This is a genomic window from Ruegeria sp. BC3 (assembly GCF_056539265.1).
This window is the reverse complement of record NZ_JBQFUP010000007.1, coordinates 19,961-45,851: the sequence shown is the minus strand read 5'-3', so window position 1 is coordinate 45,851 and position 25,891 is coordinate 19,961. Positions and strand designations below refer to the sequence as shown.

General features: G+C 58.5%; 26 protein-coding genes. 20 read left to right on the top strand and 6 right to left on the bottom strand.

The window, feature by feature from the left end; genetic code table 11:
• Nucleotides 1–97 precede the first annotated feature (97 nt).
• The 3 genes from nudC to ACR0MV_RS17350 are packed head-to-tail and all read left to right on the top strand — an operon-like array spanning nt 98 to nt 2,087.
• On the top strand, nt 98–1,078 hold the full coding sequence (gene nudC, locus ACR0MV_RS17360; RefSeq protein ID WP_480703027.1) for an NAD(+) diphosphatase: 981 nt from the start codon (nt 98–100) through the stop codon (nt 1,076–1,078).
• A gap of 40 nt (nt 1,079–1,118) precedes the next feature.
• The gene (locus tag ACR0MV_RS17355) at nt 1,119–1,586 is read left to right on the top strand and encodes an SRPBCC family protein (protein ID WP_480703026.1); all 468 of its coding nucleotides are present in this window, start codon (nt 1,119–1,121) and stop codon (nt 1,584–1,586) included.
• Nucleotides 1,587–1,619: 33 nt separating this feature from the next.
• Nucleotides 1,620–2,087, top strand: a complete 468-nt coding sequence (locus ACR0MV_RS17350) for an N-acetyltransferase family protein (RefSeq protein ID WP_480703025.1) — start codon at nt 1,620–1,622, stop codon at nt 2,085–2,087.
• Nucleotides 2,088–2,099: 12 nt separating this feature from the next.
• On the opposite strand, the gene ACR0MV_RS17345 is transcribed toward ACR0MV_RS17350, so the two are convergent.
• Entirely contained in the window at nt 2,100–2,933 is an 834-nt protein-coding gene (locus ACR0MV_RS17345; protein WP_480703024.1) for a prephenate dehydratase, read from the bottom strand.
• Between the two features lie 120 nt (nt 2,934–3,053).
• Here ACR0MV_RS17345 and ACR0MV_RS17340 point away from each other — a divergent pair, with 120 nt between their 5' ends.
• The 5 genes from ACR0MV_RS17340 to ACR0MV_RS17320 all read left to right on the top strand — a co-directional run bounded on the left by ACR0MV_RS17340 (nt 3,054) and on the right by ACR0MV_RS17320 (nt 9,417).
• A complete protein-coding gene (locus tag ACR0MV_RS17340; RefSeq protein ID WP_170427382.1) occupies nt 3,054–3,560 on the top strand; it encodes a c-type cytochrome in 507 nt (168 codons plus the stop codon).
• A gap of 176 nt (nt 3,561–3,736) precedes the next feature.
• A complete protein-coding gene (locus tag ACR0MV_RS17335; RefSeq protein WP_480703022.1) occupies nt 3,737–5,641 on the top strand; it encodes an extracellular solute-binding protein in 1,905 nt (634 codons plus the stop codon).
• Nucleotides 5,642–5,650: 9 nt separating this feature from the next.
• Nucleotides 5,651–6,736: a microcin C ABC transporter permease YejB gene (locus tag ACR0MV_RS17330; protein ID WP_170427380.1), complete on the top strand. Its 1,086-nt coding sequence runs from the start codon at nt 5,651–5,653 to the stop codon at nt 6,734–6,736.
• Nucleotides 6,737–7,843: an ABC transporter permease gene (locus ACR0MV_RS17325; protein ID WP_480703021.1), complete on the top strand. Its 1,107-nt coding sequence runs from the start codon at nt 6,737–6,739 to the stop codon at nt 7,841–7,843.
• Complete coding sequence (locus tag ACR0MV_RS17320) at nt 7,840–9,417, top strand: ABC transporter ATP-binding protein (protein ID WP_480703020.1); 1,578 nt, start codon at nt 7,840–7,842, stop codon at nt 9,415–9,417. The genes ACR0MV_RS17325 and ACR0MV_RS17320 overlap by 4 nt, the downstream gene beginning before the upstream one ends.
• Nucleotides 9,418–9,437: 20 nt before the next feature.
• On the opposite strand, the gene ACR0MV_RS17315 is transcribed toward ACR0MV_RS17320, so the two are convergent.
• Both ACR0MV_RS17315 and hemN read right to left on the bottom strand, forming a co-directional pair.
• Nucleotides 9,438–11,366 (bottom strand): elongation factor G, encoded by a 1,929-nt coding sequence (locus tag ACR0MV_RS17315; protein ID WP_480703019.1) that lies wholly within the window; start codon nt 11,364–11,366, stop codon nt 9,438–9,440.
• Between the two features lie 178 nt (nt 11,367–11,544).
• On the bottom strand, nt 11,545–12,900 hold the full coding sequence (gene hemN / locus ACR0MV_RS17310; RefSeq protein WP_480703017.1) for an oxygen-independent coproporphyrinogen III oxidase: 1,356 nt from the start codon (nt 12,898–12,900) through the stop codon (nt 11,545–11,547).
• Nucleotides 12,901–12,964: 64 nt separating this feature from the next.
• Here hemN and fnrL point away from each other — a divergent pair, with 64 nt between their 5' ends.
• Nucleotides 12,965–13,705, top strand: a complete 741-nt coding sequence (gene fnrL / locus ACR0MV_RS17305; RefSeq protein ID WP_170427375.1) for a transcriptional regulator FnrL — start codon at nt 12,965–12,967, stop codon at nt 13,703–13,705.
• A gap of 64 nt (nt 13,706–13,769) precedes the next feature.
• On the top strand, nt 13,770–14,024 hold the full coding sequence (locus ACR0MV_RS17300) for a GlsB/YeaQ/YmgE family stress response membrane protein (RefSeq protein WP_170427374.1): 255 nt from the start codon (nt 13,770–13,772) through the stop codon (nt 14,022–14,024).
• A 34-nt stretch (nt 14,025–14,058) separates the two neighbouring features.
• Here the strand turns inward: ACR0MV_RS17300 and ACR0MV_RS17295 are convergent, their stop codons facing one another.
• Nucleotides 14,059–14,898, bottom strand: a complete 840-nt coding sequence (locus ACR0MV_RS17295; RefSeq protein WP_480703016.1) for a universal stress protein — start codon at nt 14,896–14,898, stop codon at nt 14,059–14,061.
• 197 nt (nt 14,899–15,095) lie between these two features.
• Between ACR0MV_RS17295 and ccoN the strand changes: the two genes are divergently transcribed.
• The 10 genes from ccoN to nusG all read left to right on the top strand — a co-directional run bounded on the left by ccoN (nt 15,096) and on the right by nusG (nt 24,167).
• Nucleotides 15,096–16,703 carry a cytochrome-c oxidase, cbb3-type subunit I gene (gene ccoN / locus ACR0MV_RS17290; protein WP_170427372.1) on the top strand — a complete coding sequence of 536 codons (1,608 nt, stop codon included), beginning with the start codon at nt 15,096–15,098 and terminating at the stop codon, nt 16,701–16,703.
• Nucleotides 16,704–16,717: 14 nt separating this feature from the next.
• A complete protein-coding gene (gene ccoO, locus ACR0MV_RS17285) occupies nt 16,718–17,446 on the top strand; it encodes a cytochrome-c oxidase, cbb3-type subunit II (RefSeq protein WP_170468067.1) in 729 nt (242 codons plus the stop codon).
• A 12-nt stretch (nt 17,447–17,458) separates the two neighbouring features.
• On the top strand, nt 17,459–17,644 hold the full coding sequence (locus ACR0MV_RS17280; protein ID WP_475201298.1) for a cbb3-type cytochrome oxidase subunit 3: 186 nt from the start codon (nt 17,459–17,461) through the stop codon (nt 17,642–17,644).
• Nucleotides 17,641–18,504, top strand: coding sequence for a cytochrome-c oxidase, cbb3-type subunit III (gene ccoP, locus ACR0MV_RS17275; RefSeq protein WP_170427369.1), 864 nt, complete (start codon nt 17,641–17,643; stop codon nt 18,502–18,504). Before ACR0MV_RS17280 ends, ccoP begins: the two co-directional genes overlap by 4 nt.
• Nucleotides 18,505–18,933: 429 nt before the next feature.
• Complete coding sequence (gene ccoG, locus ACR0MV_RS17270; RefSeq protein WP_170427368.1) at nt 18,934–20,361, top strand: cytochrome c oxidase accessory protein CcoG; 1,428 nt, start codon at nt 18,934–18,936, stop codon at nt 20,359–20,361.
• Nucleotide 20,362: 1 nt separating this feature from the next.
• Nucleotides 20,363–20,821, top strand: coding sequence for a FixH family protein (locus tag ACR0MV_RS17265; RefSeq protein WP_170468073.1), 459 nt, complete (start codon nt 20,363–20,365; stop codon nt 20,819–20,821).
• Nucleotides 20,822–20,824: 3 nt separating this feature from the next.
• The gene (locus tag ACR0MV_RS17260; protein ID WP_480703014.1) at nt 20,825–23,002 is read left to right on the top strand and encodes a heavy metal translocating P-type ATPase; all 2,178 of its coding nucleotides are present in this window, start codon (nt 20,825–20,827) and stop codon (nt 23,000–23,002) included.
• A gap of 5 nt (nt 23,003–23,007) precedes the next feature.
• On the top strand, nt 23,008–23,166 hold the full coding sequence (ccoS, locus tag ACR0MV_RS17255; protein ID WP_170355309.1) for a cbb3-type cytochrome oxidase assembly protein CcoS: 159 nt from the start codon (nt 23,008–23,010) through the stop codon (nt 23,164–23,166).
• A 68-nt stretch (nt 23,167–23,234) separates the two neighbouring features.
• Entirely contained in the window at nt 23,235–23,432 is a 198-nt protein-coding gene (secE, locus tag ACR0MV_RS17250) for a preprotein translocase subunit SecE (RefSeq protein ID WP_170427365.1), read from the top strand.
• Nucleotides 23,433–23,633: 201 nt separating this feature from the next.
• Complete coding sequence (gene nusG / locus ACR0MV_RS17245; RefSeq protein ID WP_170427716.1) at nt 23,634–24,167, top strand: transcription termination/antitermination protein NusG; 534 nt, start codon at nt 23,634–23,636, stop codon at nt 24,165–24,167.
• A 108-nt stretch (nt 24,168–24,275) separates the two neighbouring features.
• Here the strand turns inward: nusG and ACR0MV_RS17240 are convergent, their stop codons facing one another.
• Nucleotides 24,276–25,040 (bottom strand): hypothetical protein, encoded by a 765-nt coding sequence (locus ACR0MV_RS17240; protein ID WP_480703013.1) that lies wholly within the window; start codon nt 25,038–25,040, stop codon nt 24,276–24,278.
• Nucleotides 25,037–25,891, bottom strand: coding sequence for a hypothetical protein (locus tag ACR0MV_RS17235; protein ID WP_480703012.1), 855 nt, complete (start codon nt 25,889–25,891; stop codon nt 25,037–25,039). The genes ACR0MV_RS17240 and ACR0MV_RS17235 overlap by 4 nt, the downstream gene beginning before the upstream one ends.

Genomic DNA, 25,891 nt, shown 5'->3' with positions numbered 1-25,891 from the left:
GCCCATTCGACGGAAAACGGGGATTCCGGGCGGAAATCACCGTTGCAACTGTTGGGCCGTCATGGCAGCCCTGTGCGCACTAGCCTAAGGATAACTCATGAAAAATGCGGAATATGTGACCTTTGGTGGCTCGGGGCTGGATCGCGCGGCACATATTCGTGGTGATGCGGAAAAACTCGGGCAGGCCCGGCAACATCCCGGTGCGAAATGCCTATTGTTGTGGCGCGGCAAGGTCCTGGTGCAGGGTGAGGCGCTGGATCAAATCGGGTTTGTATCCATGACCCACAAGTTGGTTGAAAGCGGTCCGGGTGGCTCGGTCGAGCAGCCTGTTTTCCTGGGCATGTCCGATGACGCGCCGGTGTTTGCCGCCGATATCTCGGGCTGTGCAGCGGACGGGTTGGATTTGTCGGGTGTCGGCGCTTTTGTGGACCGAAGCGAGCAGCAGCACCCTGATTTGCCGCAGGGCCATGTCTTTGCCGAACTGCGCCGGATCATGACCCGCCTTTCGACGCGCGATGCAGAATTGGCCGCCTCGGCCAAGGCGGTCATCGGTTGGCATGAAACCCACCGCTTCTGTGCCCGGTGTGGCGCTGCCAGTGTGCTGGCGCAAGCCGGATGGCAGCGCAGTTGCCCGTCCTGTGGCGCTCAGCATTTTCCGCGTACGGACCCGGTGGTCATCATGCTGATCACCTACGGCGATTCGGTGCTGATGGGGCGGTCGCCTGGCTGGCCTGAGGGGATGTATTCGCTGCTGGCCGGCTTTGTGGAACCCGGCGAAACGCTGGAAGCTGCGGTCCGGCGCGAAGTGCTGGAGGAAGCGGGGGTTCTGGTCGGGGCTGTCAGCTATCTGTCCAGCCAGCCCTGGCCTTTCCCGGCATCGCTGATGTTTGGCTGCGCGGGCGAGGCCTTGTCGCGTGACATCACAATTGATCCGGTCGAAATCGAAGATGCCATGTGGGTCAGTAAGTCTGAAATGATGCAGGCGTTTGCGGGTGAGCATCCCAAGCTGCTACCGGCTCGCAAAGGTGCGATTGCGCATTTCCTGCTGCAAAACTGGCTTGCGGATACCCTGGACTGACAAAATACTGAGCTGAACAGCAAGAGACCCCCGAACCCCAATGCAGTTTACAGCGCGCGAAGACATCGAAGCACCCATCAACGCCGTATTCGAGATGGTTGCCGATTTTGAACGGTTCGAACGCATTGCGATGCGCCGTGGGATCGAGGTGCGGCGAACGTCCGGCCACATGGGAGTGGTCCCAGGCACAGCCTGGGAGACCGAGTTCAAATTGCGCGGTAAGACCAGACAGATCTCGGTCGAAATGACCGAATGTGATCCACCGTCGCTGATGCGGTTCGAGGCTGCCAGCAAGGGGATGAACGGCGTCACGACAGTTGAGCTTTTGGCCTTGTCGCAGCGCCGCACCCGCCTGAGCTTGGATATGGCCCTGTCGGCAAAGTCGCTGCCAGCTCGGCTGTTGCTGCAATCGCTGAGGCTTGGTCAATCCCGATTCAAGCGCCAATTTCAGCTGCGCCTCACGGAGTTCGCCCGCGAAATGGAACAACGCCACATTCACGGTCGCTGAGCAGATCAGCCGAACACTTGGAAAGGTCGCGAAATGGATGGCATCGAAATCCGCGAAGCGGTCCTTGCGGACGCCGAAGGCATCTCGGGCGTACTGCGGGAGATAACTGCGGCGGGAAAACGCAATAAACCAAGTGACGTTGATTTCGCCAGTCAGCACTACGTGATCGACCCGGACCGTATCAGATGCTCGGTCGCAGTTCAGGACAACCGTATACTGGGTTTTCAATCTCTGAAGTGGGCGGTTGAAGGCAACCCTTATGGTGCTCCGGTCGGGTGGGGCGTTATTGGCACGCATATCCGCCCGTCCGCGGCGCGACGCGGTGTTGGGCGCGCCTTGTTTCGCGAGACACTATTGGCGGCGCGTGCGCATGACCTTCCGGCCATTAATGCCACCATCGCCGCCACTAATGCCGAAGGTCTGGCTTACTACGCGGCGATGGGGTTTGTGGACTATCGGCAGCTGGATGGTGCCCAGTTCAAACGCTTTACCATCACTTAGTCACGGATCGTTTCAGCCGCGCGGCTGGGCGGCCGGGTAGACACCGAGAATTTCAACATTCGTCGTAAAGTGTTCCAGCTCATCCATTGCCAATTGAACGTTCCGGTCATCCGGGTGACCCACGATATCCGAATAAAACTGAGTCGCTGTGAACGACCCGTCGACCATGTAGCTTTCCAGCTTGGTCATGTTGATGCCGTTGGTCGCGAACCCACCCATCGCTTTGTACAGAGCGGCAGGAATGTTGCGGACCTGGAAAACAAAGCTGGTGATCATGCCGTGCTCACCCCGGCGGCTGTTGTCGGCCTGCCGTGACATCACCAGAAAGCGCGTGGTGTTGTTGTCGCGATCCTCGATATGACGCGCGAGCACGTTCAACCCATAGATCTCGCCAGCCAACTCGCTGGCCAGAGCGGCCGAGTGCAAATCGCCCTGTTCCGACACTTCGCGCGCAGCGCGTGCGTTGTCGGGGCTGACGCGTCCCCGAATGTTGTGTTCTTTAAGGAATTCCGCGCATTGGGGCAGCAGCACCAGATGAGAATGCGCCTCGGTCACATCTTCCAGCTTGGCGCCGGGCACACCCAGCAGGTTGATGTGCACCCGCACAAAGGCCTCGTCGATGATGTGCAACCCGCTGTGCGGGAGCAGCCGGTGAATATCGGCCACCCGCCCATAGGTGGTGTTCTCGACCGGCAGCATCGCCAGTTCAGCCTCGCCTGAGCGCACCGATTCGATCACATCTTCGAAAGTCCGGCAAGGCAGAGCTTCCATATCGGGGCGGGCATTGCGGCAGGCCTCGTGGCTATAGGCGCCGGGTTCTCCCTGAAATGCAATACGTTTGGTCATTTGGTCGATTCCGTGCAACAAGTTCGATAATTGGGCGTTTAGTCGCGGTGTCTATACCTTGCCTCTTGTCAGGGGAAGCCTTAGACACCCCGCAGACAGCTGAAATGGACACGCGATCAAATGTTCGACACGATGACAGTTACTAAGGCCGCTGCAGGCCTGTTTGGCACCTTCCTGGTGCTGCTTCTGGCCAAATGGGGCGCAGAGGTTCTTTACCATGCGGATGGGCATGGCGAGACGGCCTCGTACATCATCGAAACCGAAAGCTCGGGCGAAAGCGCCGACGGCGAAGAGGTGGTGTTCGAAGACATGCTGGCCGCTGCCGATCCGGACAAGGGCGCCCGAGTCTTCCGCAAGTGCACCGCCTGCCACAAGCTGGAAGACGGCGCAAACGGCACTGGCCCCTATCTGTTCGCGATTGTGGACCGCCCGGTTGCCGCGGCAAAAGGGTTCACCGGATACTCTGCTGCGATGCAGGCGCATGGCGGCAACTGGACACCCGAAGCACTGGATGCCTTCCTGACGCGCCCCAGCGCCTATATCTCGGGCACATCCATGAGCTTTGCTGGCCTGAAAAAGCCGCAAGAGCGGGCAGACCTGATTGCCTATCTGCAGACCATCAAATAAGAATCGACCCGGTTTCGACTGGTTCCAAAGCCGCTGTCCGCAAGGCAGCGGCTTTATTTTTTGTCTAAGAAAAACTTCACAAAGTGTTCACGCATTCTAAACTTGAAACTGGCAGGGCTGGTCTTTTAGCTGGTGCCAACAAGATTAGAGACGTCAACGACCAGGGGATGAGCCATATGAAATCCAATCGAGTTTCCGCTTTAGTGCGACCACGGGATTTCGGGCGTTTAATTCACATCCTGGCATTTGGGGCCCTGTTATGTGCAGCTGCCGCGACGCAGGTCTTTGCCGAAGAAAAGATCATCAAATCGCACGGATTCTCGGAATTCGGTGATCTGAAATACCCCGAGGGGTTTGCACATTTCGACTATGTGAACCCGGACGCCCCGCGCGGAGGCGAGCTTTCCTATGCTGCACAAGGCACTTTCGACAGTTTCAATCCGTTCACGCGTCAGGGCCGCGCCGGTGCACGCTCGGCGGATCAATACGAATCTCTGCTGATCGAATCCTATGATGAACCGGCCTCGTATTATGGTCTTCTTGCCGAAAGCCTTGAATACCCGGAAAGCCAGGATTGGGTGATCTTCAACATGCGCCCCGAGGCGCGGTTCTCCGATGGTACTCCGGTCACGGCTGAGGATGTGGTCTTTTCGCATAACCTGCTGTTGGATCAGGGTCTAAAGTCTTACGCCGATGCGGTGCGCAAGCGGATCCCACGGGCAGAAGCATTGGATGAACATCGGGTCAAATTCTATTTCGCCCCGGATATCCCGCGCCGGGCTTTGATCTCGCAAGTTGGCGGTACACCGGTATTCTCAAAGGCGTGGTTCGAAGCTGACCCCGAGAATCGCCGCCTGGACAAATCGCGGCTTGTTCCGGGTATCGGGTCCGCGCCCTACCTGCTGGACAGCTACGACATTAATCGTCGCATCGTTTACAAGCGTAACCCGGACTATTGGGGTGATCACGTCAACGTAAATGTTGGTCGCAACAACTACGACAAAATCCGTATCGAATACTTCAGCGACTCGATTGCCGCGATGGAGGGGTTCAAGGCCGGGACATTCACACTGCGGCAAGAGAACAACTCGAAAAGCTGGGCCACGGCCTATGATTTCCCGGCGATTGAAAATGGCGCTGTAGTGCGTGCCGAGTTGGCGAACGGGAACGTCCCGTCGGCCAGTGGCTTCATCATGAACCTCGACCGTCCCAAGTTCCAAGATCCACGCGTCCGAGAAGCGGTACAGCTTGGATTCAACTTCGAATGGACCAATGAGAGCCTGCAGTATGGCCTGTTCCAGCAGCGCAACTCGTTCTGGGAAGGGACGCATCTGGAAGCCAAAGGCCTGCCAGAAGGGCGTGAGTTGGAGGTGCTGCAAAGCCTTGGCGATGCTGTTGACCCCGCGGTTCTGACCGAAGAACCCGTCATGGCACATGAATCGCGCGCTGCCCGGCAGAATGACCGCCGGAACCTGCGCGCGGCCATGAAATTGCTGGACGAAGCAGGTTGGATCGTTGGCGATGACGGTATCCGCCGCAACGCAAACGGCGAGGTTCTGTCCATCGAATTCCTGTCGGATCAGCCGACTTTTGATCGCATTATCCAGCCCTTTGTCGATAACCTACGCGCCATGGGGATTGATGCGGTCTACAACCGTGTCGACAACGCGCAATTCACTCTGCGCCGCCGGGACCGCGATTTTGACATGATCTATGGTGGATACCCCCGGTCTTTGCAGCCATCCACGGGTCTGTATCAGCAGTTCGGGACCGAGGCGGCCTCTTATTCCGTGTTCAACCCATCTGGCGCGCATGGCCCGGATATCGAACCGCTGATCGACAACATCGTGGCGGCCACCGATAGCGAAGAGCTTTATGCCAATGTGCGCGCCCTGGACCGTGTTCTGCGAGCCAAGCGGATCATGGTTCCCACTTGGTATCTGGGCCAGTACTGGATTGCCTATTGGGACATGTACGAATACCCGGAAAACCTGCCGCCATATGCGCTGGGCGTCGAAGACCTCTGGTGGATCAACGCAGAGAAAGAAGACGAGTTGAAATCTTCAGGCGCCTTGAGGTAATCCGCCCCCATGGGAGCATATATTCTAAGACGCCTGTTGCTGGTGATCCCCACATTGCTGGGGATCATGATCGTCAACTTCACGCTGGTTCAATTCGTTCCCGGCGGTCCGATTGAACAGATCATTGCCCAGATGGAAGGCGGCGGTGATGTGTTCGAAGGCATCGCCGGTGGCGGCAGCGATATCGAACAGCAGACCGGCGGCGCGAATGACCGTTACATCGGCGCGCGTGGCCTGCCGCCCGAGTTCATCGAAGAGCTGGAGAAAGAATTCGGGTTCGACAAACCTCCGGTTCAGCGCTTCCTCGACATGATGGGCAACTACCTGACGCTCGATTTCGGCGAGAGCTATTTTCGCTCGATCAGCGTGATTGATCTGGTGCTGGAAAAGATGCCGGTGTCGATCTCATTAGGTCTGTGGTCAACGCTGATCGCCTATCTGGTGTCGATTCCGCTGGGCATTCGCAAGGCGATCAAAGACGGATCACAGTTCGACACCTGGACCAGCGGCGCGATCATCGTCGCCTATGCCATCCCGGGCTTCCTGTTCGCCATTCTGCTGCTGGTGCTGTTTGCCGGTGGTTCCTACTATCAAATCTTCCCGCTGCGGGGCCTGACGTCGGACAACTGGGACAGCCTGAGCCTATTCGGAAAGATCGTCGACTATTTCTGGCACATCACGCTGCCGATCATTGCGCTGACGATCTCGGCTTTTGCGACGCTCACGCTGCTGACCAAGAATTCATTCTTGGATGAAATCAAGAAACAGTATGTCATGACGGCCCGCGCCAAGGGCCTGAGCGAAAGCAAAGTGCTCTATGGCCATGTGTTCCGCAATGCGATGCTGATCGTGATCGCAGGATTTCCGGCGGTGTTCATTGGCGTGTTCTTTGGCGGCTCGATTATCATCGAAACGATCTTCTCGCTGGACGGGTTGGGACGCCTGGGCTTTGAGGCCGCCGTTGCGCGTGATTATCCGGTGATCTTCGGCACGCTCTTTATCTTTGGCCTGATGGGCCTGGTTGTCGGCATCATCAGCGACCTGATGTATGTGCTGGTTGACCCGCGCATCGACTTCGAAAAGCGGGAGGGTTAAATGGCGCTCTCTCCACTCAACCAGCGCCGCTGGCGCAATTTCCGCCGCAACGGCCGGGCCTTCTGGTCGCTGATTATCTTTTCGGTGCTGTTCGGCCTGTCGCTGTTTGCCGAGTTCATCGCAAACGACAAACCGATCCTGGTGAAGTACCGGGGTGAATTCTACACCCCGATCTTCAATTTCTACGCCGAGACCGAGTTCGGCGGGGACTTCCAGACCGAGGCGATCTATCGCGACCCCGAGGTGCAATGCCTGATCGACAGCGGCGGCCTTGAGGAATGTTTTGACGATCCCCAGGGGATTATTGATGAGATCAAGGCCGGCACGTTTCAGGCCGAAGGGTACGATCGTGGCTGGGCCATCTGGCCGCTGATCCCGTATTCCTTCAACACCAGCGTCGACCGACCGGGTGCCGCGCCGCTGCCCCCCAATGGTCAGAACCTGCTGGGTACGGATGACACCAAACGCGACGTTCTGGCCCGTGTGATCTATGGCTTCCGCCTGTCCATTCTGTTCACGCTGATGGTCACAGGCGTGGCCAGCCTGGTCGGGATCTTTGCCGGAGCGATTCAGGGATTCTTTGGCGGATGGCTGGATCTGATTTTCCAACGGATCATTGAGATATGGTCCGCGACGCCGTCGCTATATGTGATCATCATCATGTTCGCCATTCTGGGCCGAAGTTTTTGGCTGCTGGTGGCGTTGATGATCCTGTTCAGTTGGACCGGTCTGGTCGGCGTCGTGCGCGCAGAGTTCCTGAGGGCGCGGAACCTTGAATACGTCCGCGCTGCGCGAGCGCTGGGTGTGGGCAACATGACCATCATGTTCCGCCATATGCTGCCCAACGCGATGGTTGCCACGCTGACCTTCATGCCGTTCATCGTGACGGGCACGATCGGAGGGCTGGCCTCGCTGGACTTCCTTGGCTTCGGCCTTCCGTCCTCGGCCCCGTCGCTGGGTGAACTAACCTTGCAGGCGAAACAGAACCTGCAGGCGCCGTGGCTGGCCTTCACCGCCTTCTTCACCTTTGCCATCATGCTGTCGCTTCTGGTCTTCATCTTCGAAGGCGTCCGCGATGCGTTTGATCCCAGAAAGACCTTTTCATGAGCCTGTTGGATGTGAATAACCTCAAGGTGTCCTTCCGGCAGGACGGTCAGGTTTCAGCCGCGGTCAAGGGTGTGTCATTTACCGTGGACCGGGGCGAAACGGTCGCGTTGGTTGGCGAATCCGGATCGGGAAAATCCGTGACCGCGCTCAGCACTGTTTCGTTGCTGGGCGACAGTGCGATGGTCGAAGGCTCCGTCAAATATGACGGGGATGAGATGATTGGCGCGTCCGAGGCCAAGCTGATGGAAGTACGGGGCAACGATATCAGCTTTATCTTCCAAGAGCCGATGACCTCGCTGAATCCGCTGCATACCATCCAAAAGCAGATGGCCGAGTCGCTGGCCTTGCACCAGGGCCTGTCCGGCGATGCCGCGCGAGACCGGATCGTTGAACTGTTGACGAAAGTCGGCATCCGTGATCCCGAGGAACGCTTGGACAGCTACCCGCACCAACTGTCTGGCGGCCAACGCCAGCGCGTGATGATCGCTCTGGCGCTCGCAAACAAGCCCGACATCCTGATCGCGGACGAACCGACAACCGCGCTGGACGTAACGATTCAGGCGCAGATCCTTGAATTGCTGGCCGAACTGCAGAAGTCTGAAAACATGGGGATGCTGTTCATAACCCATGATCTGGGCATTGTCCGCCGTATCGCGGACCGGGTCTGTGTGATGAAGGATGGCGAGATTGTCGAAACCGGTGCCACGCGCGAGATATTTGACAACCCTCAGCATCCTTACACTCGCAAGCTGCTGGCGGCAGAACCGTCCGGCCACCCCGACCCGGTGGCCGCCGACGCCGAAGAGGTCGCCCGCACCGAGCATCTGAAGGTCTGGTTCCCGATCCAACGCGGATTCCTGAAACGTACCGTTGGGTATGTGAAGGCCGTGAATGACGCGACGCTCAGCGTACGTGCGGGTGAAACTCTGGGTATCGTGGGTGAAAGTGGGTCCGGCAAAACTACGTTGGCGCTGGCCATCATGCGGTTGATCGCGTCTGAGGGTGGCATCACTTTCAGGGATCAGGATGTGCGCCGCTGGTCCACGCGCGAGCTACGGCGTTTGCGCAAGGACATGCAGATCGTGTTCCAGGATCCCTTCGGCAGCCTCAGCCCGCGCATGACCTGCCAACAGATCATCGCCGAAGGGTTGGCGATCCACAAAGTTGACCCCCATCGCGCGCCGCGTGAGCTTGTGGCCGAAGTGATGACCGAGGTTGGGCTGGACCCTGCTGCGATGGACCGCTATCCGCACGAGTTTTCAGGCGGTCAGCGCCAGCGCATTGCCATCGCCCGAGCCATGGTTCTGCGGCCCAAACTGCTGGTTCTGGACGAGCCGACCAGCGCGTTGGACATGACGGTGCAGGTTCAGATTGTCGATCTTTTGCGCGATCTTCAACGGAAATACGGGCTGGCCTATTTGTTCATCAGCCACGACCTCAAGGTTGTACGCGCGATGTCGCACAATGTGATCGTGATGCGAAACGGAGACGTGATCGAGATGGGCTCGGCCGAGGATCTGTTCGAAAACGCGCAGACGGATTACACTCGTGAACTAATAGCGGCGGCGGGCTGACACCAGCCCGCCCCGAATGCTCAGGCGGTTGCCTTTTCCCGAGCGGCGGATTTTGGCACCGGTCCGCGCAACTCTTCGTAGTGATCGAAGCTTAGTCTGACCCAGCCGGTGCCGCGTGTAGCACTGGCGAGTGTGCGGTGCAGCTCGTCTTCGGCGACGGCGGGCAGCTGGGCGTTGAAGATTTCCCAGCCCGAAGCATTTGGGTTGCCCTCAAAACCCAAGACCTGACCCTGCAGAGAGCTGATCGTGGGCACCAGATCGCCAACGAAATCGGATGGCAGGTGAATCTCGGCGTTCAGGATGGGTTGCAGCACCACCGGTTTCGCCTGTGGCAGTGCCTCGCGCACCGCGTTCTTGCCTGCGGTACGGAACGCATAGTCCGAGCTGTCGACGTTGTGATGCTTGCCATCGCTCAGGGTGACTTTGACATCAACAACAGGAAAGCCCTCGGGGCCCTGCGCTAACGCATCTTTGGCACCGTGTTCGACCGAAGGGATATAGTTTCGGGGAACGGCACCGCCCTTGACGACCTCTTCGAATTCAAACCCTGCGCCACGTGGAGTAGGCGCGATCGAGATGACGACGTCGGCAAATTGCCCTGCGCCACCAGATTGTTTGCGGTGGCGATGGCGGTGTTCGACAGGCGCGCGAATGGTTTCGCGATAGGCGGTTTCGACCTGTTCAGTATCGATCTCGATCCCGAAATCCTCGGCCAGCTTGGCGCTGATGCGACGCATATGCTGAGGACCTTGTGATCCCAAGACCGCGTGACCGCTGAGCTCATCTTGTTCGAGATGCAGTCCGGGATCGATCTCGGTCAGCCGGGTCAGCGCATTGGAAAGGCGCACATCATCGCGCTCATGCGTAGGGGATACGACCTGCCGGTGAGCCGCTGGATGAGAGTCGGCCCATTCCGGTAACGGCGTGGCCCCGGTGCTGTCATACAGGTTGCCCGGATTAAGGTGGTCTGACTTTACAGCCAGCCCGATCTGGCCCGCCTCTAGTTCAGCGATTTGAGTCTTGGCGTCCAATGTCGTCAGGTTACCAACCGTGTCGCCGCCCAGAGCTTCATGCGCCTTGACGCCCTTGCCCAGCCCGCGCAGGACAATGATCTTGCCGATATGTTTTTTGACATCCGCGAACCCGGCTATAGCGCGCGCGTTTTCCTCGGCTTCGTCCCGCCCTGCGGCGATATCGAACTCGGGTGCCTCGTGCCGCAGCGCTTTCATCAACCGGGTCAGACCGTTTCCGTGGCTGGCCGAGCCCAAGCAGGCCGGTATCAACTGATGGTTCTGCAGAACCTGCGCGGCCAGATCGTAGATTTCCTCGCTCGGCGGTTGTTTGTCTTCGATCAACTGTTCCAGTAGGTGATCATCGAAATCAGAAAGCGTTTCCAGCAATTCTGTCCGGGCTTCCTGTTCACGGTCTTCCACAGATTGTGGCAGTTCGATCAGGGCCGAGGGTTGTCCTTCCTGATACTTCCAGGCGCGTTCAGAAATCAGGTCAACTGCGCCAATGATGGTGTCCCCATCCCGGATCGGCACCTGCCGCAAAGCGATGTGATGGGTGCAATAGGTCTGCAGGGCTGCGATGATGTCGCGGATGCGGCCATTGGGGCTGTCCATGCGGTTAATGAACAGGAAGCAGGGAATGCCCGCCTCTTCCACCAAGCGCAAATACGGGGCGCACAACACGGCGGCATCGGGGTCCGGCGGCACGACGACAACAGCCGCGTCCGAGATCGCCATTGCAGGCCCCACATAGGCCAGGGTGTCGCTGCCACCGTTCACGTCAATGGCGCACCAGGGTTCGCCCAAATAAGAAAAACCGTGCAAATGCACGGTCCCGGATACGTCGAATGTGGTTGGCCGGCCATCGAGGCGGCTTATGGCCTCGACCAGAGTAGTTTTGCCCGATTGGCTGGGGCCGAGGACGGAAAAAACGCGCATGGATGCTGTCCCTCTTTCAAGTTGCAGAACGGCTGCACGAAAAGGGCGGTCGAGCGCGAATGCCTCGGCACATGCTGTCTGGTATTTTGCCTGCCTCGGGCGCGGGGCGGATGTTCACCCGCCCCCTGAGTGTGGGGAAAACACACCCTTCGCGTCAAGTCTTGTCCCAGCTATGGGATCAGATCGCCGAACTGTGACCTGCCTTGCTGAGGTCATAGGCGTCAAAGCTACGCGCGATCATCCGGGTCAGCGGGCGGGCTTCGGGCGGAATGAACAACCCGTCGTCGGTGATGCTGAGCAACCCGTCAAATTCAGAGTTCGCAGCCTCATACATATCGCGCAGGTCGGCCTCGGAAATGGCGTGGTCGCGCAGGATTTCGGCCGAGTTGATGCGGAAGTCGCACATCAAAGCTTCGATCAGGCGGGCGCGCAGGATGTCCTGACCCTTGAACAGATGCCCGCGAGAGATCGAGAACTGGCCATCGCGGATGGCTTTTGTATGCGCCGAGGTTGCGGGGGCGTTCTGAGCATAGCCTTGCGGGAACTTCGAGATCGAGCTTGCGCCGACTCCGATCAAAACCTCGGCCTGATCGTCGGTGTAGCCTTGGAAATTACGTTTCAACCGGCCTGCGTTCAGCGCATGCGTTAGCCCGTCATCCTGTGTCGCAAAGTGGTCGATCCCGATCTCGGCGTAGTTGTCCCATAGGAAAAGACGCCGCGCTGTATCAAAAAGGTCCAGGCGGTTTTCAGGTGTGGGCAGGGCGTCCGTTGGAATCAATTGCTGCCGTTTGGCCATCCACGGTACATGAGCGTAACCGTATAGCGCCACCCGATCAGGGCTGAGCGATAACAGCTTTTGCACGCTTTCGGTCATCTTCGCTTTGGTCTGATGCGGCAACCCATACAGGATATCGGCATTCAGGCTAGTGATGCCGCGCGCACGGATCATGTCCACCGCTTCACGCGTGGTGTCATAGCTTTGGATGCGACCGATGGTTTTTTGAATGTCGTCGTCAAAATCCTGCACACCGATCGAGGCGCGGTTCATGCCCGCTTCGGCCAGTGCGTCCAGACGGGCTTCGTCGATTTCATTGGGGTCGATTTCCACCGAAAACTCGGCATCCGGTCCAAGGGGCACGATCTCGAGGATGCGCGACGCCAAATCCCGCATCAGGTCCGGGTTCAGCAAGGTGGGCGTGCCGCCGCCCCAATGCAAGCGCGACAGTGTCACGCCTTCGGGCAAGCGGGCGGCCAGCAAATCCAGCTCTGCCTTCAGGACGTCCACATAGGCAACCACAGGGCTGTCGGTCTGAGTCCCTTGGGTGCGGCAGGCGCAAAACCAGCATAGTCTGCGGCAGAACGGAACATGGACGTAAAGCGACACGGAGCTGCCGGGTTTGATTCCGGAAATCCAGTCACCAAAAAGACTTGGCCCCACATCATTGCTGAAATGCGGGGCTGTGGGGTAGCTTGTGTAACGCGGGACTTTCGCGTCAAATAGTCCAAGCTTTGCCAATTGCGGTTTCACTATCATAGCGATACCGTTAAGGCACCGTCGACACAGAAACCTTGACCGAGATCAAGTGGAACCGCGCACGATGCTAAAAGCTCAATTTGACCACACCAACTGTTCGGACTGTCCAATCCGGCACCGCGCCGTTTGTGCGCATTGTGATGCCGATGAGTTGGAAGAGCTTGAAGACATCAAGTATTACCGCACCTTCGAGGCAGGGCAGACGATTATCTGGTCCGGTGATCAGATGAATTTTGTGGGTTCTGTCGTGTCCGGGATTGCTTCGTTGACGCAAACGATGGAAGACGGGCGTACACAAATGGTTGGCCTTCTGCTGCCCAGCGACTTTGTCGGGCGACCGGGGCGCGAGGCTGCGCCTTACGATGTGCAGGCCACGACCGATCTGGTCATGTGCTGCTTTCGCAAGAAACCGTTCGAAGACCTGATGAACACCACCCCGCACATCGCCCACCGACTTCTGCAGATGACGCTGGACGAGTTGGATGCCGCCCGCGAATGGATGCTGGTGCTGGGGCGCAAGACCGCGCGTGAGAAGATTGCCAGCCTGCTGTCTATCATTGCCCGCCGCGATGCTTCGATCACGCCAAAGGACAAGCCTGCGCCCATCGTGTTCGACCTTCCGCTGACGCGTGAGGCGATGGCAGACTATCTGGGCCTGACCCTTGAAACCGTCAGCCGCCAAATCTCGGCACTCAAGAAAGACGGGATCATTCAGTTAGAGGGCAAACGCCACGTGACGATCCCGGATATGCGTCGCCTTATGGAAGAGGCCGGCGACGATTCGGATGGCGGGTTCCTGGTTTAATCCTGTTCTCTGAGAGTTTTCCGTGGTTTACTGGCTTGGTGAATGAACCAGTCAGGAGCGTGACATGGAATTCAGTAGCTTATTGGCAATGCTTATCATCGGCTGCATCGCCGGTTGGCTTTCGGGCAAGATCATGGAGGGCCGGGGCTTTGGTCTGATCGGTAACGTGATCGTTGGGATCATTGGCGCATTCCTTGCGGGCATGATCTTTCCGGCGTTGGGCTTTTCTGTCGGCGGCGGTGTTTTTTCGTCGATCTTTTTTGCGACGATTGGTGCGGTCATCCTGTTGTTCGTGATCGGATTGATCAAACGCGCTTGAACCACCCACCAGAACGGGTGGTCCTGAGCTTTTTTCAGTGTGCCATAAAAACCGGGACCGAGGCCTGTTCCAGCATGTTGCGGGTGGCGCCGCCCAGGATCGCCTCGCGGAACCGCGAATGGCCGTAGGCACCCATGACAATCATATCCGCTTCGCTGTCTGCGGCGTGTCGGCTCAGAATGTCCGAGACGCGCGTCATAGTTTTGCTTAGCACGTCAATTTCACACTTGGCCCCATGGCGGGCCAACATCTGAGACAACAGCCCGCCCGGGTCTGATCGATCCGGGCCGTGGCGCGGCGGGTCGATGACAACGATCCGAACCACATCAGCCTGTACCAGGAACGGCAGCGCGCGACGAATGGCGCGCATGGCCTCGACGCTTTCATTCCAGCCGATCAAAATCGTGCCGGGACGTTGGAAAGGCGTCGCGTTTTCGGGTGTGACCAGAACAGGTGCGTGACCTTCGAACATGGCCGCTTCGACAATCGGTTCAGACTCCGCCCCCCGATCTTTGCCGTAAGGTTGCGGAAGGACAACCAGATCGGAGAACCGGGCGCGATGGGCAACGTGACGGCCGATATCGGCGATTTGCGCGACACCGCTTTCCGCAGACCAGCGAATTCCGGATTTACCCAGGTAATCTTTGGTATGAACCAACAGCTCGTCGGCTTCGGCATTGGCCCGGCTCAGAGTCTCTTGCAGTACCAGTGCGTTCGCGCCCGCGTAGTAATACCCAGCCTGACTGCGATCCACGCCAAGACACAGCGCGTCGGCATGTGCGTCTTGTCCATCCGCCAGTGCGACCATTTGAGCCAAAGCCGGTTTTGATTGTTCCGCGTCCGTTACGACTGTGAGAAGAGATTTGTAAGCCATCTTGACCTCTTGCCTGGGGGACTGAGTCACCTGCGACGACGCAGCTCATCCTTAAGGCTTAGGATTGTCACAGATTTCGGCGTATTGTCTTGACACAGATCAAAGCAAGTCTGGCCGCCGTGGGACACAACAGCGGCCAGTCAAATAGGTTCCGCGACTAAACAAGAATCGCGCGGGGCATGGCAAAGGGACGCAATATGTCAAATTACATCAAGCTGATCGTGCTTGGTCTGATCGCGATATTCGCGGCGATCGGAACCAACTATGCACGCGATTTGGCGTATCAGGTGCATGCAATTCTGGTGATGCTGATCGCCGGTGGTTTGTTCATCTGGACGCTGAGAAACACGGATGAGCCAGATATCCTCGTTGACCGCTCGGCCGAATACATGGATGACGTGATCCGCTATGGCGTGATCGCGACGGCCTTCTGGGGCGTCATCGGGTTCATCGCAGGGACGTTCATCGCGTTCCAGCTCGCCTTTCCGGTGCTGAACTTCGAATGGGCGCAAGGGTACCTGAACTTCGGCCGTCTGCGCCCGCTGCATACCTCGGCGGTGATTTTTGCGTTTGGCGGCAACGCGTTGATCGCGACATCATTCTACGTGGTTCAGCGCACCAGCGCCGCGCGGCTTTGGGGCGGTAACCTGGCGTGGTTCGTATTCTGGGGCTATCAGCTATTCATCGTTCTGGCCGCAACCGGCTATGTTCTGGGCGGAACGCAGTCCAAGGAATATGCAGAGCCAGAGTGGTATGTTGACCTGTGGCTGACCGTTGTTTGGGTCGCTTACCTGGCCGTTTTCCTGGGCACGATCGTCAAGCGGAAAGAGCCGCATATCTACGTGGCGAACTGGTTCTACCTGGCGTTCATCGTGACTGTCGCGATGCTGCACCTGGTCAACAACATGACCATCCCGGTCAGCATCTGGGGCTCTAAATCGGTCATCGTCTGGTCCGGCGTACAAGACGCCATGATCCAGTGGTGGTACGGCCACAACGCTGTTGGCTTTTTCCTGACCGCGGGCTTCCTGGGCATGATGTACTACTTCATCCCGAAACAGGCCGAACGTCCCGTATTCTCGTACAAGCTGTCGATCATCCACTTCTGGGCGCTGATCTTCCTGTACATCTGGGCCGGTCCGCACCACCTGCACTATACCGCGCTGCCTGACTGGGCTTCGACGCTGGGCATGGTGTTCTCGATCATCCTTTGGATGCCGTCTTGGGGTGGTATGATCAACGGTCTGATGACCCTGTCGGGCGCATGGGACAAGCTGCGCACCGATCCGGTGATCCGTATGATGGTGATCTCGGTCGGCTTCTACGGCATGTCCACGTTCGAGGGTCCGATGATGTCGATCCGCGCTGTGAACAGCCTGTCTCACTATACCGACTGGACCATTGGTCACGTGCACTCGGGCGCGCTGGGCTGGAACGGCATGATCACCTTTGGTGCGCTGTACTTCCTGGTGCCGGTCCTGTGGAAACGCGATCGCCTGTATTCGCTCCAGATGGTCAGCTGGCACTTCTGGCTCGCAACCATCGGCATCGTGCTCTACGCGGCATCGATGTGGGTCACCGGTATCATGGAAGGCCTGATGTGGCGTGAAGTGGACGCCAACGGCTTCCTGGTGAACTCGTTCGCCGACACCGTGGCGGCCAAGTTCCCGATGTATGTGGTGCGTGCGCTGGGCGGTGTTCTCTACGTCGCAGGTGGCGTGATCATGTGCTACAACCTGTGGATGACTGTGCGGAAAGCGCCGGCCAAAGAAGCCAGCCTGTCCGTCGCGGTCCCGGCTGAATAAGGAGGGCCGGAGCAATGGCAATTCTCGACAAACATAAGATCCTCGAGACCAACGCGACCCTCCTGCTGATCTTCAGCTTCCTGGTCGTGACCATCGGTGGCATCGTTCAGATCACCCCGCTGTTCTACCTTGAGAACACCATCGAGAAGGTGGAGGGCATGCGCCCTTACACCCCTCTCGAAATGGCGGGTCGTGAAATCTACATCCGCGAAGGCTGCTATGTCTGCCACAGCCAGATGATCCGCCCAATGCGGGACGAGGTCGAACGCTATGGCCACTACTCGCTGGCAGCTGAGTCGATGTATGACCACCCGTTCCAGTGGGGCTCCAAGCGGACCGGGCCTGATCTGGCGCGCGTTGGTGGCCGTTACTCGGATGATTGGCATGTGCGCCACCTGCGTGATGCACAGTCAGTCGTGCCGGAATCGGTGATGCCCAAGTACGGCTTCCTGGAACAGCGCAAGATCGACGGTCGTTACATTGGTGACATCATGGCGGCAAACGCTGTGGTCGGAACCCCGTATACCGAAGAGATGCTGGAAAACGCCGTCGCGGACTTCCGTGCGCAGGCAGATCCGGACAGCGACTTTGACGGGTTGCTCGAACGGTATGGCGATAAGGTCAACATCCGTAACTTTGACGGCCAGCCAGAGCTGACCGAAGCGGACGCGCTGATCGCCTATCTGCAGATGCTGGGTACTTTGGTTGATTTCTCGACCTTCACCCCGGATCCGAGCCGCTAACAGGAGGGTGTGATGGAAGAATACACAATCCTAAGGCAATTCGCGGATAGCTGGATGCTGTTGCTGCTGTTTGTCTTCTTCATTGGCATCGTGATCTGGGTTTTCCGCCCGGGTGCCAGCAAGGAGTACAAAGACACCGCCAACATTCCGTTCCGGCACGAAGACAAACCCGCCGAACCCGAGGAGGCGAGGAAATGAGCAAACCATCTGAAAAACTGCCGGGCGATCCAAAAACAACCGGACACACCTGGGACGGGATCGAGGAATTCGATAACCCGATGCCTCGTTGGTGGCTGTGGACCTTCTACGCCACGATCTTCTGGGGTGTGATCTACACGATCATGTACCCAGCCTGGCCTCTGGTACAGTCGGCAACAGCCGGTGTTCTGGGCTGGTCGTCCCGCGCCTTGGTCCAAGAAGAACTGGTCGAGTTTGAAGAGGCAAATGCCCCTTGGAATGCCAAGCTGGTTGAAACCCCGCTTGAGGACATCTCGAAGGACCCAGAATTGCAGCAATACGCTGTAAATGCGGGTAGTGCGGTCTTCCGTACCTGGTGCGCCCAGTGCCACGGCTCGGGTGCGCAAGGCGCGGCAGGGTTCCCGAACCTGCTTGACGACGCATGGCTGTGGGGCGGTACGCTTGAGGATATCGAGTACACTATCGCCCATGGTATTCGGAACGAAGAAAGCGACGATGCGCGCTATTCCGAGATGCCGGCCTTTGGTGAGATCCTAGAAAAGGATGAGATCACCCAAGTGGTCCAGTACGTGATGTCCTTGACCAATGCGCAGACCGATGACGCGGCGGCACAGGCGGGCAAGGTTGTCTTCGAAGATAACTGCGCAGTCTGTCATGGCGAAGACGGTAAAGGCGATGTCACCCAGGGTGCACCGAACCTGACGGATGCGATCTGGCTTTATGGTGGCAGCCAAGAGGCGCTGACCGAGACGGTCACCTATAGCCGCTTTGGCGTGATGCCCCCGTGGGAAAACCGCCTGACCGATGCGCAGATCCGCGCGGTTACTGCCTATGTCCACCAGTTGGGTGGCGGTCAGTAAGGTCATAAGAATACCTTCGGACGGTTAACCGCCCGAAGGTTGAGGCACCGGCTGTTCCATCTGTTCGCGCGTTTCCTGAACAGCCGGTGCTTAATCCTCATCCTACAATTCGTACTTTTGTCGGTCTAGCGGTGGGCCATTGTCCTGTTGCGTTGCCCATGCGTTTCGTGGCGCGGCATTTTGTCGGACAACAATGTGATCGGGTCAGTTCTCTTTTCGGCCCGTTGAGACAAAAAACCTCCGATTTACCTTGTTTTTCTCTCTTTTGTCAGGCGCAAGCGTCCCAAAAAACTGTTGGGTAAGAAGGGGGGCGAACTGGTAAGCTGTGACAAAAGGTGTCTGCACGATGCGCTTTTGACCCATGTCAAAGTGACTACCTTTGTGATCTGGAAAAAGACGCCGTGACAAAGCCACATCTGGAGCCAGCCCGTGAGCGATTCCGACCCCGCACCTAGCCTGTACGCTGCAAGAGAACCCATTTTTCCAAGGCGCGTTTCCGGGCCGTTCAGAAACCTGAAATGGATCATCCTCGCGGTCACACTGGGTATCTACTACATCACTCCCTGGATCAGGTGGGACAGGGGCCCCAGCCTTCCCGATCAGGCGGTGCTTTTGGATCTGGCAAACCGCCGTTTCTATTTCTTCTGGATCGAAATCTGGCCGCACGAGTTCTATTTCGTTGCCGGCCTTCTGATCATGGCCGGGCTTGGCTTGTTCCTGTTCACCTCGGCGCTGGGTCGCGTGTGGTGCGGCTATGCCTGTCCGCAGACGGTTTGGACCGATTTGTTTATCCTTGTCGAGCGTTGGATCGAAGGGGATCGCAACGCACGCTTGCGCTTGCATCGGCAGGAGAAGATGGATTTTCGAAAGGCGCGTCTGCGTCTGACCAAGTGGACCGCTTGGCTGCTGATCGGCCTGGCGACCGGCGGGGCCTGGGTGTTCTATTTTGCTGATGCGCCGACGCTTGCGCGCGATCTGGTCACCGGGAACGCGCATCCCGTCGCTTACACGACCATGCTGATCCTGACCGGTACGACCTTCCTGTTCGGTGGATTTGCCCGCGAACAGATCTGTATCTATGCCTGTCCTTGGCCGCGGATTCAGGCCGCGATGATGGACGAAGACACCCTGGTCGTCGGGTATCGTGAGTGGCGGGGTGAGCCGCGTGGCAAGGGAAAACGGACTGCGGATTCCGAGTTGGGGGACTGCATCGACTGCATGGCCTGCGTGAACGTTTGTCCGGTCGGTATCGACATTCGCGACGGCCAGCAGCTGGAATGCATCACATGCGCCCTGTGTATCGACGCCTGCGACGACATGATGGCCAAGATCGGCAAGCCGCGCGGTCTGATCGACTATATGGCGCTGAGCGATGAGACACGCGAGCGCGAAGGTCAGCCACCCAAGAGCGTTTGGAAACATATCCTGCGTCCCCGGACCATCATGTACACGGCGCTGTGGTCGCTGGTGGGCTTTGCGCTGCTGTTTGCTCTGTTCATTCGCTCGGATATCGAGGTCACCGTGGCGCCGGTGCGTAACCCGACCTTCGTGACTTTGTCGGATGGGACGATCCGCAACACCTATGACGTGCGGCTGCGCAACAAGCATGGTGAGGATCGGCTGTTCAAGCTGTCTCTGGCCGGTGATCCGGCGATGCGTCTCGTGATTGAGGGCACCCAGCTTGATACAGTGAACGTGACCGCCGATACTGCACAGCTAGAGCGGGTCTATATCATCGCGTCCAAAGACACCGATCCGGCAGCGGCCGACACGACGCCGGTGCGGATCTGGATCGAAGACCTGCAAAGCGGTGAGCGCGCCTATAAGGACACGACGTTCAATGGACGAGGAAACTGATATGGCAGAGCGTCAATTTACCGGGAAACATGCCCTGGCGGTTTTTGTCGCCGCATTTGGGGTGATCATCACCGTCAACCTCGTGCTTGCCTACAGCGCCGTTAAAACCTTTCCGGGGCTCGAGGTTAAGAACTCGTATGTTGCCAGTCAGGAGTTCAACGAGCGCCTGAAAGTGCAACAGGAACTGGGTTGGGAAATCCGGGCCGAAAACACGGGTGGTCTTCTGATCCTGCACATCACCGACCAGTCCGGCGCCCCGGTTCAGGTGGCCGAGCTGCAGGCGGTTGTGGGCCGTGCGACTCATGTGAAAGACGATTTCAGCCCCGATTTTACCTTTGACGGCAACGCCTATTCCACGCCAGCGACGCTGGGCAAAGGGAATTGGAACATCCGCCTTGTGGCCAAGGACAGCAGCGGTGCCGAGTTTGCGCAGCGTGTGCCGTTGTACGTGAAAGGGTAGGGGATGACGGCTCAGCTCAGCTCAGGTACGGCGGCATGTCCGGGTTGCATCGCCACTCCGGCGGAACCCGCGCGGCCTATTCCTGAGGATGTGCAGATTGCCTTGTCTCTGCCGGGTATTCACTGCTCGGCCTGTATCGCGAATGTTGAACGCGAGCTGAACGCCCATCCGGGGGTCGAGGATGCGCGGGTCAATCTGACTCTTAAACGCGCCATGATCAAAGCCGCACCGGAAACGCGCGCCGCTGATCTGATCCCGGTGCTGGAACGGGCAGGCTATGAAGCGCATGAGCTGGACCCGGGCGCGCTGTCTGCCACGCAGGCGGACAAGGCGGGGCGCGACTTGCTGATGCGGCTTGCGGTGGCCGGGTTCGCCTCGATGAACGTGATGCTGCTGTCTGTGTCGGTCTGGTCCGGGGCCACGGACGCAACGCGCGACATGTTCCACTGGATCTCGGCGGCCATCGCGCTGCCTGCGATTGCATTTTCCGGGCAGCCCTTCTTTGCCAATGCCTGGAGCGCCCTGCGTGTGCGCCGTCTGAACATGGACGTGCCAATCGTGCTGGCCATCCTGCTGGCACTGGTCACGTCACTGTGGGAGACCGCGCTGAGTGGCAAACACGCCTATTTCGATGCTGCCCTCACGCTAACCTTCTTCCTGCTGGCCGGGCGGTATCTGGACTATCGCACCCGAGCTGCGGCGCGTTCCGCGGCCGAAGAACTGACCGCGCTTGAGGTCCCTCGGGCAATTCGTCTGGTGGACGGCGTCGAACAAGAGGTCTCGGTTACAAGCCTCGCTGTGGGTGATCTGGTCCTTGTGCGACCGGGTGGACGCATGCCTGTGGATGGGCAGATCGTATCCGGCACCTCGGAACTTGACCGTTCCTTGCTGACGGGGGAAACCCTGCCGATCTTTGCCGAAGCCGGGCTGGACGTCAGCGCGGGCGAGGTCAACCTGACCGGGCCGCTGACCATCCGGGCAACCGCGGTGGGCGAAGATACGTCCCTGCATCGTATGGCCGATCTGGTGGCCATCGCTGAATCGGGTCGATCCCGGTACACGTCGCTGGCCGATAAGGCCGCCAAGCTTTACGCACCGGGGGTCCATATCCTGTCCGCGCTCAGTTTCGTTGGTTGGTACATCTATTCCGGCGATGTCCGTACGGCGCTAAATATTGCCGCGGCCGTCCTGATCATCACCTGTCCCTGTGCGCTGGGACTTGCCGTGCCTGCGGTGACAACGGCGGCCTCGGGGCGGTTGTTCCGCAAGGGGATGCTGATCAAACACGCCACCGCGCTAGAGCGTCTGGCTGAGGTTGATACAGTTGTCTTCGACAAGACCGGAACGCTGACCTCCGGCACGCCGGAACTGACCAATCTGGGGGATCATTCCCGCGCCGATCTTGAAGTCGCGTTGGCGCTGGCCGAGGCGTCCTCGCACCCCTTGTCCGTGTCGCTTGCCAAATCGGCCAAAGACGCGGGTATCAAGCCCGCCCGTGTTGAAGATGTCGTCGAAGTCCCGGGCTATGGCACGGAAGGCACCTATCGCGGCCAGCGCGTTCGCCTTGGTCGCGCCGGATGGACCGGCGGTGACGAAGGTAGCCAGACAGCCGCCTGGCTGGCCATTGCGGGTCAGGCACCCGCCGCGTTCCTGTTCACTGACTCATTGCGCCCTGGCGCGGCTGAGGCCGTACAGGCGTTTCGCGATGCCGGGAAAGAGGTCATCCTGATCTCGGGGGATACTAAGGGCGCGGTTCAAGCGCTGGCCGGCAAGCTGGGCATTGAAACCTGGATTGCCGAGGCTCTGCCCCAGGACAAGGCCGCTCATGTACAGGCGCTCAGCGAAAAGGGGCGTCATGTATTGATGGTTGGCGACGGGTTGAACGATACGGCCGCGCTTGCTGCGGCGCATGTGTCGATTTCTCCGGCATCGGCGCTGGATGCGGCGCGGGTTGCGTCGGATATCGTGCTGCTGGGCAATGACCTGTCGCCGATTGCCGACGCCTGTGACACGGCGGTCAAGGCAACGAAACGGATTCGCGAGAACTTCCGCATCGCGACGGTTTACAATATCATCGCCGTACCCTTGGCCGTGGCCGGGCTTGCTACTCCGCTGATTGCGGCTTTGGCGATGTCGACCTCGTCCATTACTGTGTCCCTGAACGCCCTGCGCCTGAGGTAGTTGATATGGAAGTTTTGGCCTATCTGATACCGATTTCCCTGTTTCTGGGCGGGGTTGGCCTGGTGGCATTTGTCTACACGGTTCGATCGAACCAGTATGACGACCCCGAAGGCGACGCGCGTCGCATCCTCAGCGATGAATGGGACGACAAGCCCAAGCCCTGAGTGCCCTTGAAATTGCCGCAATGCCCGGTTATGTCCGGCCTATCCGCTAGCAGAGAGAACCAAGCCAAATGGCCACCACAAACCCGATCCAGTTCATTCAGCAAGTCCGTGCCGAAGTTTCCAAGGTCGTCTGGCCGACCCGGCGCGAAGTTCTGCTGACCACGGTCATGGTGTTCATCATGGCGGCACTGACCGCTGTGTTCTTTGCGCTGGTCGATCTTGGCATTCGCGGCGGTCTGCAGCTGATCTTGGGTGCATTCGGCTAAGTCGGTCAGGGTGGGGCGGAAACGCCACTGCCCTCTTGCACAGCGCGCGATGTCAGAGTAGTTGACACGGTACTATTCGGAATGGGCGTGCGGCGATTCGGGCTGCGCGCCGCTTTTTATTCCGGGTCACGTGATAGAATTTCAATGATGGACGCGTCCGGCCAAATGGACGCTCCGAAGGCAAACAAGGACGACAGGTTCATGGCGAAACGGTGGTACTCGGTCAGCGTTCTTTCGAACTTCGAAAAGAAGATCGCAGAGCAGATCCGCACATCCGTGGCCGAACAGGGCCTTGAAGACGACATCGACGAAGTGCTGGTCCCCACAGAAGAGGTGATCGAGGTACGTCGCGGCAAGAAGGTCACGACCGAGCGTCGCTTCATGCCCGGTTACGTTCTGGTGCACATGGAAATGTCGGATCAGGGGTACCACTTGATCAACTCGATCAACCGCGTCACCGGCTTTCTGGGCCCGCAAGGTCGCCCGATGCCGATGCGCGACGCTGAGGTGAACCAGATCCTCAACCGTGTTCAGGAAGGTGAAGAAGCGCCAAAGCTGATGATCACCTTCGAGGTGGGCGAGAAGGTCAAGGTCAACGACGGCCCGTTCGAGGATTTCGACGGCATGGTCGAGGGCGTGGACGACGAAAACCAGAAGCTGAAGGTTTCGGTTTCGATCTTTGGCCGCGAAACCCCGGTCGAGCTGGACTTTACGCAGGTCACCAAGCAGGGCTAAGGGGTCTTCCCACTTGTTTTGAACGCCGCGATGCCACGAGCGCCGCGGCGTTTTGTTTTGGCGAAACCAATTCTTGGCCCGGCGGCATAAGGGCAGGAAAAGCGTTGACTAGGGTCGACCGGGGATCAGTTCTTGCTGCTGAAGAACTGTGAGTATGTCGAGGATCGTGGATGGGCTGACATCAACGGAACCGTCCAGAAACACGCCAAGACCACCATCTCCGATCTCACGTGGGCCGCCCTTGTCATAAACAGGATCAAGGGATGCCAGCTCTGCCGGGAGTTCCGGGCACAATGGGGTGTCGTTTAGCACAAGACCGACTGCGGCCAGCATCAATTCCTTGACGGATTCCAATGTGTCATCTTCCAAGAGTTGCTCTCGCTGTGCTTCGGGTGCTGAAAGTGTCAGATCGATGAGTTTGAAGTAGGCGCAGTTGTCGCGCAGTTCGACGGTAGCTTCGGTGGACATGTTGGCCGCAATAGCCCTTTTTTCTTCACCGCGCTGAAAATCGCGATCGCTGGTGCGGCTGCATTCGAAAATCGTGACGGTGACCGCCCCATCCAGGCCGATTGCGTCGCCCTGAGCGTTGAAGCTTAGGTCATCAAGCCGAACCTGAAGGCCGCAATTGTCGACTATCGCGTTGTCGGCCAGCCGCTCGGGCACAATTCTCTGCATTTCACGCAGATCGAGAAGCGCACCTACCCCGATCCGTGTCGGCGCAGCAGCGGTGAGGTTCAGGTCAAGCGTGTATGGCAGTTCCGTGTCGCGAACAGGCAGGGACGCATCGATCAAAAAATTGACCTGCTCGGCGTCCGGAGCGCGGGCGTTCAGGGTCGTCGCAACCAAGACCGGGATCATCAACCAAAGTCTCATTCGGCAAACTCCAATACGCCAAGCTCTTTCAGACCCGCGAGAACTTCAACAATTGTCTCGGCGCTGACATCCGCCGACCCGACAACGGCCGCTCCCATCCCGCCGGGTGCAATTTCGCGGGTGCCGCCGGATTCGTAGATTGGGTCCAGAACCGCGAACTCCGAAGGCAGTGGCGGGCAGACTGGATTCGCAGCCAGGAATTCTCCGCCTTTTTCCAGAACGGCTTCGTTGATGCGGTTGGTTAGTCCAAAAAGATTGCTCACGCCTCCGATGAAACCACGCGGGCTGAGGTCAACGCTTTCGATACTGAAGGTAAGGCATTGGCCCTTCACTTCGGCCTTGGCGACCGCGATCGCATCCACGGTAGCCCCGAAATAGCGAATTCCGGGTTCCTCATTCCTTGTGCACCTCGTGAATTGGGCCCGGGCTGAGCCTTCAACCTTTACAGTTTCGCCTATGGCGGTGACGTCTCGGACCTCAAGATAAATCTGACGATTGCAGCTTTCCTCCAGCGGGCCTGTCAGTATCTGAGGTGCTTTCTCCTGCAATCCCCGCAAATCCATGAATGCCCGCAATCGCAAACGGGTCGGACTGGATTCCTCAAGACCGCCGTAGACCGTGAAAGGAACCGGAATGTCGCGAAGCGGAACTTCTTTGGTCAGTTTGATTTGGAAGCGACCGGCATAGGTGGCAGGGTCAATCCCTTTTGAAGCGAATGACGAGGTTTGAGCGGCGCTATCAGCTTGTGTTGCGACCGCTGCACTTTGATCCTGAGCCTTGCTGCCGCATCCCGGTACCACAGCAAAAAGAATGCAGATCAGTAACCCCTTGTTTAGGCGAGATGACTCCAT